Origin of the sequence: Psittacicella melopsittaci, from assembly GCF_003585925.1 — a bacterium.
Taxonomy (GTDB): Bacteria; Pseudomonadota; Gammaproteobacteria; order Enterobacterales; family Psittacicellaceae; genus Psittacicella; species Psittacicella melopsittaci.
Genome location: NZ_NRJH01000008.1, coordinates 20,254 through 35,552, shown reverse-complemented (window position 1 = coordinate 35,552; position 15,299 = coordinate 20,254). Strand labels below are relative to the sequence as shown.

Genomic DNA, 15,299 nt, shown 5'->3' with positions numbered 1-15,299 from the left:
GAAGTTCCATTCATAATAATCGAAGTTTCTTGGGTAAAAGAATCACGCAGAGCTTGCCCTAAGAACTCGTAACTTGGATCTTGCTGTTGGAAGTACTGCAGTGCTTGGTTTAACACTTCAATATCTGAAGTTTCTAAGCTTTTTATTTGCGAGGCAGTTAACTTTTTCATTTGCGTGAAAAATTCCTCATAGAAGGCTTCTGACTCTGCAATTTTTTGTGATTTAAGCATTAATACTGGTTTGATATTGATCTTAAGATCAGCAAAGAGAAACTTGCGATATTCACTAATAATTAAAGCAATTAAAGCTCGCGTCCATAAGTCAGTATCACTAGCAAGGTTCTTAAAGTCTTTAGTGTAACCACTTGTTCTAAAAGCAATTAATGGATAGTTGAAGACGATCTTATCACGATACTTTTCTAGCACATTAGAGTCTTTTAAGTCACAAGTGGCCGTAAACTCAAGCATCATACTGTCTTTATTTTGGCTTAAAGCCGTCATTACTGAAGTTTCCCAGCTTTTTGTAGCTTGGAGTTCATCTTTTGTTGGCTTTTTAGTGCTTGAGTTTATATGGTGACTTTCATCAGAAATAAATACAACTTGATGATCCTTGAAATCTTCGTAAGTAATTGAGTTTTCTTTGGCAAGAGCTAAATCCAAGTGTAGTTTTTGGGTAGTAGTAAAGATAATCTCAATGTCATCATCGAGATTATTCCCACTAAAGTTAGTTACTTTTTTTATTTTGATTCTCTTGCCTAGTGATTCGATTACCTCATTAAAAAGATACTTGCTCGAAGTAGTGTTAATAAAGTTCTCGATTGTTTTTTCAAGAACGTTAGTTTGATTAACAAAAAAGAGAAACTTACGATATCCCTTGGTATAGAGATAAAGAATAAGTCCAGCCATAATCACCGTTTTTCCACTACCTGTTGCCATGTGGAATAAAGTATGAACCTGCTTTTCCTTTCTTAGTTGCTCGTTTTCATAGTAGGTTACAAAGCTTTTAAAAGCTTGTTCTTGGTATTCACGCAGAGCAATTCTTGGTGCTAAACCAGTTTGGATTATTTCAGGGACTTCGATTGTGTTGTCATACTTAAGTATGGTCTCAAGTTCTTCATATAAAAATTTCTTGCTCATCCTATTGTTCCTCATAGAAAGATTTCTTTGTCATCCTACTGTTCCTCATAGAAAGATTTATTAAATTGTTTATCACTGTCACTTACAGCAAAGTCAGAATCTGCAATATCTTCGTAGTTGACGTACAATTTATTTTTGTTAATTAATCTAATTAGAGCTTGTTTCTTGTCTGCTAAAGTAAGTTCAGCAAACTCAGAATCAGCAGAATTTAATTCTTCTTGCGTTAAGTAAGGAATAATTCTCGAATCAGTATAGATTAGTTGCTTAATCTCATTGATGTTAGATTCATCAGCTTGATCTATTTGCTTAATTAAAGCATTAGCATCTTCGAGAAGTTCACAGTAAACAAAGGAACCGCCACCTTGCCAGTTGAGATCTTTAGAAACACCGCCTTGCTCGCCTTCAATAACTTTTTGGAGACGTGGAACAGTAATATCATGAATATAATCCATTTGTTCAATGCTGATATAGCGACGTCCCATTTTATGAGCAACAGCTGCAGTAGTTCCCGAACCAGCAAAGAAATCTAGAACTATCTCACCTTCATCAGAACTCATTTCAATAATTCTTGAAATTAATCTCTCAGGCTTTTTACCATTTTTAAAATCGACCTTACCTTCTCCAGATATTCCATTCCAAAGTATGTCGTCCCATAAAGATCCTAATTCCTTAGCAATAAATTTATTTCCATTAATGTCACGTATATTCTTAGAATAAAAGCGTACCATTCTTCCATTCATACAAATAATGTCTTCATTTTCAGGTCTTTTATATACTTCAAAATTAGTCTCTTTTGATTTATCTAAGCATGTTTTTAAACTAGTACCAGGATTTTTAACTGAAATTGTTTGAAACATTCTGTGAGAGTTCTCTATAGCAAAGTTATTTATATCTTTTTGAGAAATCTTACTAAATGGTAAATTAAATACCTTCTTAATTTCTTCTTTTACAGATCCAATAATCCATTTATGAGGATTCTCTTCTTCTGGATTTAAGATGATCTTGTTATATCCTGTATCATAATCTCTTGAAACAAAGATTCTTTTGTATTTTCTTTTAGAATATTCTTTTGCGTAATAAAGTCCATATTCACAATTCTTTGGCATGAATGGATTTTGGTATTCATTAGCAGCACCTACATTTGCTTTAATTTCTACGTACTGAATGAAATCCTTCGCACCAAATATTTCATCACATAGAATTTTTAAATAAGCTAATTCATTATCATCGCATTGAATAAATATTACCCCGTCATCACTTAATAATTTTCTCGCTAACTCTAGACGGTTTTTCATAAAAGTTAGCCAAGTTGAGTGGTTAAATGAGTCGTTATAGTTAAAAGAATCGTTACCTGTGTTATAAGGTGGGTCAATGTAGATACACTTAACCTTTCCTTCATAGCGTTTTAACAGACTTGCTAAGGCAATGAGATTATTCCCTTTGATAATGAGGTTGTCATCATCGCGTAAGGTAATATTTTCTTCGATACCTTGAGCAGTATATCTTTTAGCTGCTGTAAAGACTTTAGGGGCAAGCATACGATTAATTTCATCACTTGCAATGAGCTCGTGATAAAACTTCTCTTGTCGTTTTTGCTCATCCTTGTCCTGCCCTCCTTCGAGGACACAGTCTTTGTAAGGAAAGTCTAAAACTACATCATTGCTTTTGGAGATAAAGTCACCTGCTGAGGTAAGACCGATTTTATTGGAATAAGAGGTATAAGAGTCTGGTAAAAACTCTTTTGCTTCAAGAAAGCGAGTGAATTTATGCTTATCAAAAACTAATGTGCCGTTCACGTCTTTAAAAAACTCTTCTTTTACTCTTTGATTGCTCAAAAGAAGCTCTAAAAACTCGCCGTCAAGGGACATAACATCATGGTAAACTTTTGCTTTTAGGAACCTTCTATTTATTTCACCTTGTTGAATTGGTTCTGCAACTTGATATTTCTTTTTACTTACTAAGAGGTTGCTAACTATTTCAAAAATATTTTCTTGCATTAAGTAGTCCGAATCTAAAAATTATCACCTAACTAAGAGGAAAAACTTTAAGCTAGCTAAAAGGGGTAGCAAAGTCTTATAGCCTTCTAATACTTTGTTACCTATAATGATTTTTAGCTTTTACTTGAGTAAAGTTTTCCTTTTAGCTCCACGCAATTTGCTATAACTGTTTAAGTCAATTTTTTACGCTTGAGCAAATCTTCTAGCCTCACTTACGCGTTAATTTCTTATTAGGTAGTAAGTGAGATTTATCTTATATATCTCAAGTTCTTCATATAAAAATTGACTTGTAATCCTACTGCTCCTCATAGAAAGATTTACTAAATTGTTTGTCACTGTCACTTACAGCAAAGGCAGAATCTGCAATATCTGCGTAGTTGACGTACAATTTATTTTTGTTAATTAATCTAATTAGAGCTTGTTTCTTGTCTGCTAAAGTAAGTTCAGCAAACTCAGAATCAGCAGAATTTAATTCTTCTTGCGTTAAGTAAGGAATAATTCTCGAATCGGTGTAGATTAGTTGCTTGATCTCCTTGATGTTAGATTCATCAGCTTGTTCGATTTGCTTAATTAAAGCATTAGCATCTTCGAGAAGTTCACAGTAAACAAAGGAACCCCCCCCTTGCCAGTTGAGATCTTTAGAAACACCGCCTTGTTCTCCTTCTATTACTTTTTGTAGTCGTGGAACAGTAACATCTGTGATGTAGTCCATTTGTTCGACACCTATGTACTGAAGTCCCATTTTATGAGCTACAGCACAAGTAGTACCACTACCTGTAAAGAAGTCTAATACAATGTCATTGTTTGTAGTATTAAAGCGAAGTAAGTATTTTAAAAGACTCTCTGGTTTAGAGTATGTAAATACTCTATCCCCAAACAGTGCTTGGATTTCTTTGGTAGCCTCTTCATTGGTTCCTACGCCACACTCAACTTTTGATATTATGTTTGAAGGTCTTTTTATTCTTGTACCTTTTCGTGCATATCGTATAGAAAAGATATTATTTTTTACGATAAATTCTGTACCTAAACTAATTTCCTTTTCTATTGTTTCTTGAGTCCATTTAAATCGAGCTGTTAGGATAATGTCAGTGGTATTAAATCCATTTTCTACATTTACTTGTTCTTTTAACTCAAGCTCATCTTCTTTGATTGGGTTTATAATTTGATTTCCCTTATGGAATTTAACGCTGCCTGGTTTAAAAATTAGGGTTCTTAAACTATTAGAACTATTAATTAGTGGACAATCTCCACCTTCCATTTCTCCACCGTTAAATTCAGGAATAATCTCTTTTCCGTAGCAAAGGATATATTCTAATTTTTTTCTTACTTGTTTGGATAAAGATGGAGGAGTTGATGTTTTCATCCACATAAAATTGCAGATAAATTTATGTTGAGAGAACACTTCATCCATTAAAACTTTTAAATAGGCTTGTTCATTATCATCACACTGAACAAAGATTACCCCGTCATCACTTAATAATTTTCTCGCTAACTCTAGACGGTTTTTCATAAAAGTTAGCCAAGTAGAATGATTAAAGGAATCGTTGTATAGGAAAGAATCGTTACCTGTGTTATAAGGTGGGTCGATGTAGATACACTTAACCTTTCCTTCATAGCGTTTTAACAGACTTGCTAAGGCAATGAGATTATTCCCTTTGATAATGAGGTTGTCATCATCGCGTAAGGTAATATTTTCTTCGATACCTTGAGCAGTATATCTTTTAGCAGCTGTAAAGACTTTAGGGGCAAGCATACGATTAATTTCATCACTTGCAATGAGCTCGTGATAAAACTTTTCTTGTCGTTTTTGCTCATCCTTGTCCTGCCCTCCTTCGAGGACACAGTCTTTGTAAGGAAAGTCTAAAACTACATCATTAGTTTTGGAGAGGAAATTTCCATCGTGGGTTAGACCAATTTTATTGGTGTAGGTAGTGTAGGAATCGGGTAAAAATTCTTTAGAATCAATAAATCTGGTAAATTTATGACTATCAAATACTAAAGTACCCTTAATATTTTTGAAAAATGCGTTTTTTACTGTGTCATTGCTTAAAAGAAGCTCAATTAACTCTTCTTTTAGCGTTACAGCATCACGATAAACATGTGCTTTTAGCAGCCTGTTATCTGCCCTTTTATCTGCCCCTATATATATATATATGCCTTTTCAGAGAACAAGAGATTGTTCACTGTTTCGAAGAGGTTTTGTTGCATAGTATAGTCCTGATAAATTCTTTGCAATAGTTTGTAAGGTGTGAGTATAAAAATTTTATAGTTTATATTTTACCGATAACTCTTTAATTAAGTATAATTTTTTACTTTGTTTTACTTAAAATGCCTCGAACTTATTAAGTTCGAGGCATAGAATTGTCATATGTATTGTGATAAAAAACTAGAGGAAAAAGGATATTTCAAGATAATTTATTTACTTAGGCTAGTTGCAATTGATCAAGGAAATTGCGCAATTCTAAATCAAATTTAGAGTCATTTTTCTCTCGATTAAAGAATGGTAAACCAAAGATTCTATAGTTACCGTATAAAAAGCCTTGAGTTCTTGGTTCTTCGGATAACTCTAAAATAAAATCTTCTTTCCACAAATCTTGCTCAATCAAGTGAGCTCCTTTAGGTTCAATATAGCCTTGGTAAGTTAAATAAGAATTATCCAACTCTTTTTTCCTTACAAAGAGTAAGTAGTCTGGCTCAAATCTTTCCCCATGCTCAAAGGAGTAAATAGCTAATTCACTCACGCGTTCATTTCTTATGAGATAGTAAGTGAGATTAAGTTTATCTAGTTCAGGTTTAATTTCATTTTTGAAGTACTTGATAAAACTTTTTTCTTCACTTGTACCATAGTTGTCATTAAAGACATACCAGTTTTCTTTTTCTAAATTGAGGCGAAGATTCTCATTAACACACTCATTTTGAGAATCACCTTTACCACCATTAGAGTCAATTTTTTCAACTTGAATGGTTTTGTCTTTTAACACATCTTTGATTCTCTTAGCTTCAAACTCATGTGTACCTTCGTATTGCGGTTTGAGAGATAGAATATGGGATGAAATTTCATTTAACACCTGTTTTACGGCAATAAAGATATCCTTACCTCGTAAACTTTGGTTGAAGTAAGTAATTTCAATCCGACAATTACCTAAATAGTTCTCTGCAGTGAGAAATTCTTTTTTGCTAGTTAGGTGCGGATATTTTTCTTGCAGAATATCGAACCTTAACTCATTAAAAAACTCACTTGCCCCTAAGAGAATATTTAAATCTATATCTTTAAATTTGAGAACTTTAGTGTTGGTAATGAGGTCTAGATTGCTAACTTGATATACATCACTATTCTCATCGAAAAAACTACTTTCATATCCTTTGCCAGACTTAGTTTTGAACTGGTAGCTTTTTCCTTTTACTCTCTCTTCAACACCTGTAACTTGAGCTCTACTTTTTATAACCCGCTTATTAGCAAACACAAAACCGTCTTTGAAAAAATCACTATTTTTGAAATCTTCTTTAAGCTTGTATTCTAGCTTAATAAGTTCTTGAGCCTGTAAGCCTGTCTCGATAAGAGCTTGTTTTAACTCGGTAATATATCTCGAGTCGTTTTTACTATGAAAATACATAGTCTCAAGAATGCGTTTTGGGTTAGTAAGATCACTATCGTATTTACGCTTGAACTTTAATTCAGGATCATCATCAACAAACGGACAATATCTTGCTCCACGCCCAATTAGCTGAGCTTCTCGAATGGTATAAGCTCCGATTTTACCTGCTTTACCACTTGCTTGACGTGTATCATAGAGACGCACTATATCGAAGAGATTAAGTACATCCCAACCCTCGTTGAGCATGTCTACGGCAAAGATGAGGCGAATATGGTTATTTTGGTCTTCGAGTGAGTTAACCAAAAGTTGCTTTTCGCGATTATTATCCGAAGTTCCATTCATAATAATCGAAGTTTCTTGGGTAAAAGAATCACGCAGAGATTGCCCTAAAAACTCATAACTCGGATCTTGCTGTTGGAAATACTGCAAGGCTTGGTTTAACACCTCAATATCTGAAGTTTCAAGGCTTTTAATTTGTGAGGCAGTTAACTTTTTCATTTGCGTGAAAAATTCTTCATAGAAGGCTTCTGACTCAGCAATTTTTTGTGATTTAAGCATTAATACCGGTTTGATATTGATCTTAAGATCAGCAAAGAGAAACTTGCGATATTCACTAATGATTAAAGCAATTAAAGCTCGTGTCCACAAATCTGTGTCACTAGCAAGGTTCTTAAAGTCTTTAGTGTAACCACTTGTTCTAAAAGCAATTAACGGATAGTTGAAGACGATCTTGTCACGATACTTTTCAAGCACATTAGAGTCTTTTAAGTCACAAGTAGCCGTAAACTCAAGCATCATACTGTCTTTATTTTGTCTTAAAGCCGTCATTACAGAAGTTTCCCAGCTTTTTGTAGCTTGGAGTTCATCTTTTGTTGGCTTTTTCGTGCTTGAGTTTATATGGTGACTTTCATCTGAAATAAATACAACTTGATGATCCTTGAAATCTTCGTAAGTAATTGAGTTTTCTTTGGCAAGAGCTAAATCCAGGTGAAGTTTTTGGGTAGTAGTAAAGATAATCTCAATGTCATCATCGAGATTATTCCCACTAAAGTTAGTAACTTTTTTTATTTTGATTCTCTTGCCTAGAGATTCAATTACTTCATTAAAAAGATACTTGCTCGAAGTAGTGTTAATAAAGTTCTCAATTGTTTTTTCAAGAACGTTAGTTTGGTTAACAAAAAAGAGAAACTTACGATATCCCTTGGTATAGAGATAAAGAATAAGTCCTGCCATAATCACAGTTTTTCCACTACCAGTTGCCATGTGGAATAAAGTATGAACCTGCTTTTCCTTTCTTAGTTGCTCGTTTTCAAAGTAGGTTACAAAGCTTTTAAAAGCTTGTTCTTGGTATTCACGTAGAGCAATTCTTGGTGCTAAACCTGTTTGGATTATTTCAGGGAGTTCGATTGTGTTGTCATATTTAAGTATGCTCTCCAGCTCTTCATATAGAAATTTCTTGGTCATCCTACTACTCCTCATAGAATGATTTACTAAATTGTTTGTCACTGTCATTTACAGCAAAGGTAGAATCAGCAATATCTTCATAGTTGACGTACAATTTATTTTTGTTAATTAATCTAATTAGAGCTTGTTTCTTGTCTGCTAAAGTCAGTTCAGCAAACTCAGAATCAGCAGAATTTAATTCTTCTTGTGTTAGGTAAGGAACAATTCTTGAGTCAGAGTAAATTAGTTGTTTGATCTCGGTGATGTTAGATTCATCAGCTTGATCTATTTGCTTAATTAATGCATTAGCATCTTCGAGAAGTTCACAGTAAACAAATGAACCACCCCCTTGCCAGTTGAGATCTTTAGAGATACCACCTTGCTCTCCTTCTATTACCTTTTGTAGGCGAGGAATTGTTACTTCACTGATGTAATCCATTTGTTCGACACCTATGTATCGACGCCCCATTTTATGAGCCACAGCAGGAGTCGTACCAGAGCCTAAGAAAAAATCTAGTACGAGATCACCTTCTTCGGTACTATGTTCAAGAATGATTTTGATGAAAGCTTCTGGCTTTGGATATTTAAACTCATCAACAAAGTCTAGAGCAATTGCTTCTTTGGTGGCAACTTGATTCATGTATTCGTTGCTAGCGAGAAATAAGGTATCAAACGTTCTTTTAACTGTTTGTAAATCCTTTAAGTATCTTTTGTAGATAAACCCTCTTTCATTCTCTCCATGCTCTTTCTTAAAGCAAATTCTACCTTCATCAATATGCTTTTGTAAGGTGTTGATAGTAGGGATCCAATATCTTCCAGAAGGAGGAAAATCAACCTTTCCTGTATAAGGATTGACTATAGGGTAATTATTGAGTTCTTCAGAACCACTTTTGGCACTTGGATCACCTGAAGTCCAAGGACCATTAGGGTCATTATCCGGATTTTTATAGCGTGATAAGTCTTTACTTCCGCCAAGTAAATTGATTTTACTTTTATCTTTTGCAAAGCAAAGACAGTTTTCGTGCTGAATATTTATTCCCGTTTTTGCATCATTGGTTGAAGATTTAGTTTTACGGATAAAATCAGCAACAAAATTTTCTTTTCTAAAAATTTCATCAAGAAGAACTTTTAAATAGGCTTGTTCATTATCATCACAAGATACAAAGATAACCCCATCTTCTTGGAGAAGTTTTTTAGCTAATTCAAGGCGATTTTTAATAAATGTTAACCAGGTTGAATGATTAAACGAGTCATTGTAGTGAAATGAGTCGCTTCCTGTGTTATAAGGTGGGTCAATGTAGATACACTTAACCTTTCCTTCATAGCGTTTTAACAGACTTGCTAAGGCAATGAGATTATTCCCTTTGATAATGAGGTTGTCATCATCGCGTAAGGTAATATTTTCTTCAATACCTTGAGCAGTGTATCTTTTAGCAGCTGTAAAGACTTTAGGAGCGAGCATACGATTAATTTCATCACTTGCAATCAGCTCGTGATAAAACTTCTCTTGTCGTTTTTGCTCATCCTTGTCCTGCCCTCCTTCGAGGACACAGTCTTTGTAAGGAAAGTCTAAAACTACATCATTAGTTTTGGAGAGAAAATTTCCATCGTGGGTTAGACCAATTTTATTGGTGTAGGTAGTGTAGGAATCGGGTAAAAATTCTTTAGATTCAATAAATCTGGTAAATTTATGACTATCAAATACTAAAGTACCCTTAATAATTTTGAAAAATGCGTTTTTTACTGTGTTATTGCTTAAAAGAAGCGCGATTAAGTCTTCATTTAGCGTCACAGCATCACGATAAATACGTGCTTTTAGCAGCTTTTTATCTGCCCCTATATATATATGCCTTTTCAGAGAACAAGAGATTGTTCACTGTTTCGAGGAGATTTTGTTGCATATTATAGTCCTAATAAATTATTTGCAATATTTTGTAAGATGTTATTTTTTTATTTAACTAGGTGTTGGTTAAGTATTTAAATTTTCCTAGTTAAACTATTTGATTATTTTAATTAGTCTCTTAAGATGTAAATGTGAAAGTTATATAGTTTATATTTTACCGATAACTCTTTAATTTAGTATAATTTTTTACTTTGTTTTACTTGAAATGCCTCGAACTTATTAAGTTCGAGGCATAGTGTTGTCGTATGTATTGTGATAAACAGCAAGGCTTTGCTTTGCTTTTGTTTTTCTATTCCTGCGGAATTTGATAGCCCAGAATAACTAAACTTTCTAAATGCGTTTCCATATTCGCTACATTAGGTAACTCACCCCAATGCACAAAGCCCTCTTTGGCAAAGAGATGTAAACTTGGAGCATTACCTTTGAAGATAAAAGCTAAAAGAGTATTAATACCTAACTCAGGCATTTTCTCTTGGACAAAGCGAATAATTCTTTTTCCTAGTCCTTTTCCTTGAGCTAGATGATCAAGATAGATACTAATTTCAGCAGTAGCTTGATAAGCTATGCGTCCATAAAAAGCTGAAACACTAAACCAACCAAGAATTTGTTCTTCTTGGACAATTACCCAGAGAGGGTAACGAGGATTTTGCCAATGTGCCTCAAACCAAGCTTTACGTTGGCTTACGGTTACTGGTGTTAAATCAGCAGTAATATTGCGGGGTGGAATGCTTTGATTGTAGATGTCTACAATAGTTTCTAAATGTTCAGGTTGAGCTAAAACAAATTCTGGAGTCATATAGAGCCTCTTGGCTGAGATTGCAAAAAAAATGTGTATATATTATGTTATTTATTTTACTCTTCTTCCTAGGCAAGAGGAAGAGGTTTGCAGGAGAAAAATGGATTTTTTTGTAAAGAACTTGGTGGCTAATTTTTTTTGCAAAAACTTGGTAGCTAAATTTTTTATTTGTAAAAAGTTTGCGGGCTAATTTTTTGTACCTAAATTTGCACTTGAGCCAAAACTCTCAAAGACTTATGCAACATAAAATCAAAGAATTAATTATTTTATTTTTGCTTTTACCAATCTAAAATTAGGCCAAAAAATAAAAAATTTAGCCAAAAAAAATAAAAATTTAACCAAAAAATTACCCTAAATAGATAAATAAATTACAAAAAAATAAGCGAAAAAATACTTTTTCTAGGCAAAATCAAGAAAATTGAAAAACAATTCAAAAATCTAAAGTGTTGATTTTTAAGTCAAATAATTTTTTGCAAAAAATTAATATTTTTTGACCTTCATTTTCCTCCGAGAAATAGGCAAGTTTTGCTTAAAAAAATTATTTTTCAGGGGATTTTTTGTAATATTTAGGTACAGGTTCAATTTTGCGGATTTTTTGTGTAAAAATTGCTCTTTCTTGCCCAATCTATCGGGGGTAAAAGCTGTTTTTTAAGCTAAAAAACGCTGCAAAAAAACATGCAAAATTGCTAGTTTGCCAAGGCACTTAACAAATTTTTTTTGAAACAAAATCTCTTGCTTTGTAATTTACCATTGGTTAAAATGTAGTCATAGCTTAAGAAAAACATAAAAAAAGGCTAAAAACAATAACATTTATCAGACAGATAGTAGAAAGATATCTACTTTTTTCTCAAGAAAAAATATCCTTTCTAATACCTACAATAAAGGCAAGCCCTTTATAGCCTAATATAAAAAACTCATCTTAAGATCTAGTAATCGTATCTTTAGGTCTAGCAAATTCTTTATCTCAATCGATCATGTAATTTTCTCCATCCTAAGATCTTATATCTCCATCCTAAGATATCAAATTTATGATTTCTCCTTTGACTCAAAGCAGAGATCATCATACCAAACATAATTAGCAATTTGAGTTTAATTCCTTTTGAATTAAATAACCTTGGATAATACCAAACAAGTAAGATTAACCTCTTTCTATTCCTATTCCTGAGGTTGATTTACGTTGCATTTGGGAAAGTATATCCTTACCGTTCGTTAATTTTTCTCCATTAGATTTTTTTGTTAAAGCTCTCGGGGGCAAGATGCTACACTTGCTTGTGCTTGATTACAAAAAAAGCTATCTATTTTTTACAGCAAAAACATTTACTATATATTTCCAGTTCAGTTTGCAGTTAATCTGCCCAAAACATCTCTAGATCTATTTACAACGCACAGAACAGCTCTTTTTACCTCTTTTATGGCTCAAATTCTGAGTAAGCAGGTAAAATCAAGACCTTTTAAAGCCAATTACCTCTTTTAGCAAATCTCTAGACTCTAGCTTTTTGCCCAAAGCCTTAGCTTATACCTTTTGCAGTATATGCAAGAGGCAAAGCACTCCATGTTAGAGCAAAGCTTTAGCTATTAGCTAGAGGTATATACAAGTAATTGTCCTTAAGCAGGTAGGTTCTCTATTGCTCCTTAGAAACATCCTTAGCCCTGGTTGTTAGAGCAAGGAGAATAGAATACCTCGACCAGATTTAAATTAGTTCTTTTTTAGCAACGCAAGCTCTTAACCGTTTTAGGGCAAAGTCAGTGTTCTTTATTTTTTCGTTAATATTCTGTGTTTTCGTTAATATTCTGTGTTTTCGTTAATATTCTGTGTTTTCGTTAATATTCTGTGTTTTCGTTAATTGTTCTTTAGTTATTCTTTAATTCTTCTTCGACTTTGCCCTAGTTTTATTAGTTCTTTAAACCGTCTTATATCTTTAAAAACTTTAATATGCTATTAGTGGTGATCTTTGCAAAAGTGAACTATATACTTTTTCGAAGACCGAGCGTATCTATAACAACTAACGTAGTGTGGAAACAAGTCTCGGTCTTTTTTTCCTCTAAGCTAAGTTTTTAAGGTAACTCTTTTTTCTAAACGCAATTGCTAATTGTGGACGTCACTTTTATCCCCCTCAAGCAAGGAAACTTGTTCTGAGGGTGGGTAAGAGTTTTTTTAAAAACCTCAGGTGCTTTTTTAAAAAGTAATTGTTGTTTGCACAATCGAAATATTCTTATGGCTCTCAAAAATATCTGGCATAAATTCAATGCCAAACAAAAACGTCTATTGGTTTTAACTCTGGCTATTTTTACGCTTTTACTAAGTTTATTTCTCTTTGTCTATAAAAGTAGTCCAGAAGACCTGAACTCGCCGGTGGTGGAGACGCCGCAAATTAAAGTGCTTAACACCCAGCGTCTTGATGATTTTACTATCGCTTCTCTAAGCAACACTCTCGAAAGACAGCAAGCACAAATTGAGGCCCAACAAAAACAAATCCAAGAACTACGTCAACTCTTGGCTCAAGCTCCACCATCTTCCCCGCCTCAGCCTGAGCAAGAAGATGAATCATCTCAAGCTTTGGTATTATGGCAAGAATTATGGCAACAAATGGCAGGCTTAACGCCCAACGAGCAATGTGCTCTTTATTATGACTTTATTCAACAATATCCGCATTTACGTAATGCCAACTTTGAAAGAATTATTCAGTTTAATTTGCAAGAATGGGAAAGTGGGGTTAAAACTTTTGATCCCCTAGCTGAGTTCTCCACTCCGGAAGTAACTCCCTTTGCCCCAGAAGATGAGCTTGAGAACTGGGATCCGCCAACAATTGATTATATTCCGCCCGAGCCAGTGCCTGTAGCTCCCCCTAAACTCGAGATTCGCAGTTTAACACGCGAGGAGCCAGCCCAAGCAAGTATTAACGTGCCTTCAGGTGCAGTTTTTACGGGCACTATAGTCACAGGCGTAGATGCTCCTACTACTGACGGAGCTAAAGCAGATCCTTATCCCGTGTTAGTGCGCCTAGATAATCTCGACTTTTTACCTAACAGCTATAGATCTAATCTCGATGCCTGTTTTGTTTTACTCAGTGCCTATGGTGATATTAGCTCCCACCGTGCTTTAATGCGCTTACAAACTCTTTCTTGTGTTAACTCTCAAGGTTACATAGTCGAAGGAGAAGTAAAAGGCTATGTAGTTGGAGATGATGGCAAAATCGGCGTGCCAGGACGGCTGGTAAGTAAACAAGGTTCGGTTATTGCTAAAAGCTTGGCTGTAGGATTTTTACAAGGCGTAAGCGACGCCTTTGCCAGCCCCAATGTAATTATTCCAGGTTATGGTAATGCTCCACCTAGTGTTGGGCAAATGGGACTAGGCGGCAGTTTACAAGGTACTTCGCGAGCTCTTGATCGTATTGCCAACTTTTATCTCACCCTCGCTAATAAAATGTTTCCCCTCATTGAAGTGCAAGCAGGTGTGGGTGTAGATTTAGTGGTTACTTCACCTATTGCCCTAAATGTATCCGAACGTAAGGTTCAGGCTCAACCCTTAGGTCAAGCGAGCCAAACTAAAGCCCAGTTAAATACTCAACTCTGGCAAACTCTGGAGGAATAATGCGCTATTTTCTTTGCTTAATTCCCTTTTTCTTAGGAGCTTGCACGAGCTTAGATATAGGTCACAATAAGTTTTACTGTCAAGAAAAAGACAGCAATTGCGTTAATGCCTCAACTTATTTATCGCAAAATCCCAAACAAGTGGCTTATAGCCAATTGACCCAAGATCGTGCGGTTCGAGCTCCGCAAGTGTTATTAAACGCTAGTCCTGATCTCAATACCTATCTAAAAATTTGGTTTGCTCCCAATACCATAGGTGCCAAGGTTTACCCTAGTCGTTTAATTCTTATTCCTTACTTACGTTAGGGAATAGCCATATTTTCAACTCAACAAGGTAGAAAGCCTATGCAAATTCTTAAAAAATACTTAGTACCTTCGGTAGTAGCAGGCACTTTACTGCTGCTGACCAGTGAAACTGCGATGGCAGTATCCTCTACTTCGACCTCAGGCGGAGGAAGTAGTGGGGGTGGTGGCGGTCAACTTGCCTCTAAAAGTGATGTATTTAATCCTCTTTATCGTACGCTTGTAGCTTGGACAGATGGTCCGCTCGGTAAATTCATTGCTTTACTGGCAATTATTATCGGGATAGCTGCAGGTATTATGCGCCAAAGTTTAACTGCGGTGGTAATAGGTCTAGGAGCAGCAATTATCTTTGCGAATGCTCCAACTATTATCGACGCGATTATGGGCACAAGCCTAGGTAATGCAGAACTGAGTCAATACTCATTCTGGAGATAAGGCTAAGCCCCAGCCGTGTATGCTGGAGCTTATAATCTTTAGTTTACACCTGAAGGCTGCTATTTTTTATTATTCCGTTTAACCCTTAAATTGAATACC

9 protein-coding genes and 1 pseudogene are annotated in these 15,299 nt (G+C 34.8%); 3 read left to right on the top strand and 7 right to left on the bottom strand.

Features of this window, described 5'->3' with window-relative positions:
• The 7 genes and pseudogenes from CJP74_RS00940 to CJP74_RS00915 all read right to left on the bottom strand — a co-directional run.
• Positions 1–1,136, bottom strand: a 1,136-nt coding sequence (locus tag CJP74_RS00940; RefSeq protein ID WP_119496406.1) for a DEAD/DEAH box helicase family protein, incomplete at its 3' end; no start/stop codon positions are given.
• Positions 1,137–1,171: 35 nt separating this feature from the next.
• Positions 1,172–3,133: a DNA methyltransferase gene (locus CJP74_RS00935; protein ID WP_119496405.1), complete on the bottom strand. Its 1,962-nt coding sequence runs from the start codon at positions 3,131–3,133 to the stop codon at positions 1,172–1,174.
• Positions 3,134–3,428: 295 nt separating this feature from the next.
• Positions 3,429–4,886 (bottom strand): site-specific DNA-methyltransferase, encoded by a 1,458-nt coding sequence (locus CJP74_RS00930; RefSeq protein ID WP_222986803.1) that lies wholly within the window; start codon positions 4,884–4,886, stop codon positions 3,429–3,431.
• 165 nt (positions 4,887–5,051) lie between these two features.
• Positions 5,052–5,195: pseudogene (locus CJP74_RS08270) on the bottom strand (site-specific DNA-methyltransferase); the annotation flags it as partial.
• Positions 5,196–5,556: 361 nt separating this feature from the next.
• Positions 5,557–8,193, bottom strand: a complete 2,637-nt coding sequence (locus tag CJP74_RS00925; RefSeq protein WP_119496403.1) for a DEAD/DEAH box helicase family protein — start codon at positions 8,191–8,193, stop codon at positions 5,557–5,559.
• A gap of 4 nt (positions 8,194–8,197) precedes the next feature.
• Positions 8,198–9,964: a DNA methyltransferase gene (locus CJP74_RS00920; protein WP_222986802.1), complete on the bottom strand. Its 1,767-nt coding sequence runs from the start codon at positions 9,962–9,964 to the stop codon at positions 8,198–8,200.
• Between the two features lie 400 nt (positions 9,965–10,364).
• On the bottom strand, positions 10,365–10,871 hold the full coding sequence (locus CJP74_RS00915; protein ID WP_119496402.1) for a GNAT family N-acetyltransferase: 507 nt from the start codon (positions 10,869–10,871) through the stop codon (positions 10,365–10,367).
• Positions 10,872–13,086: 2,215 nt separating this feature from the next.
• Between CJP74_RS00915 and CJP74_RS00910 the strand changes: the two genes are divergently transcribed.
• The 3 genes from CJP74_RS00910 to traA are packed head-to-tail and all read left to right on the top strand — an operon-like array spanning position 13,087 to position 15,200.
• Positions 13,087–14,463: a TrbI/VirB10 family protein gene (locus CJP74_RS00910; RefSeq protein ID WP_119496401.1), complete on the top strand. Its 1,377-nt coding sequence runs from the start codon at positions 13,087–13,089 to the stop codon at positions 14,461–14,463.
• Positions 14,463–14,768 carry a hypothetical protein gene (locus CJP74_RS00905; RefSeq protein WP_119496400.1) on the top strand — a complete coding sequence of 102 codons (306 nt, stop codon included), beginning with the start codon at positions 14,463–14,465 and terminating at the stop codon, positions 14,766–14,768. The genes CJP74_RS00910 and CJP74_RS00905 overlap by 1 nt, the downstream gene beginning before the upstream one ends.
• Positions 14,769–14,807: 39 nt before the next feature.
• Positions 14,808–15,200 carry a TraA family conjugative transfer protein gene (gene traA / locus CJP74_RS00900; RefSeq protein ID WP_119496399.1) on the top strand — a complete coding sequence of 131 codons (393 nt, stop codon included), beginning with the start codon at positions 14,808–14,810 and terminating at the stop codon, positions 15,198–15,200.
• Positions 15,201–15,299: the final 99 nt, after the last annotated feature.

Coding starts and splice junctions, on each gene's coding strand:
- CJP74_RS00925 (WP_119496403.1), bottom strand. CDS start 8,193: ATGACCAAGAAATTTCTATATGAAGAGCTGGAGAGCATACTTAAATAT.
- CJP74_RS00930 (WP_222986803.1), bottom strand. CDS start 4,886: ATGCTTGCCCCTAAAGTCTTTACAGCTGCTAAAAGATATACTGCTCAA.
- CJP74_RS00915 (WP_119496402.1), bottom strand. CDS start 10,871: ATGACTCCAGAATTTGTTTTAGCTCAACCTGAACATTTAGAAACTATT.
- CJP74_RS00905 (WP_119496400.1), top strand. CDS start 14,463: ATGCGCTATTTTCTTTGCTTAATTCCCTTTTTCTTAGGAGCTTGCACG.
- traA (WP_119496399.1), top strand. CDS start 14,808: ATGCAAATTCTTAAAAAATACTTAGTACCTTCGGTAGTAGCAGGCACT.
- CJP74_RS00935 (WP_119496405.1), bottom strand. CDS start 3,133: ATGCAAGAAAATATTTTTGAAATAGTTAGCAACCTCTTAGTAAGTAAA.
- CJP74_RS00910 (WP_119496401.1), top strand. CDS start 13,087: ATGGCTCTCAAAAATATCTGGCATAAATTCAATGCCAAACAAAAACGT.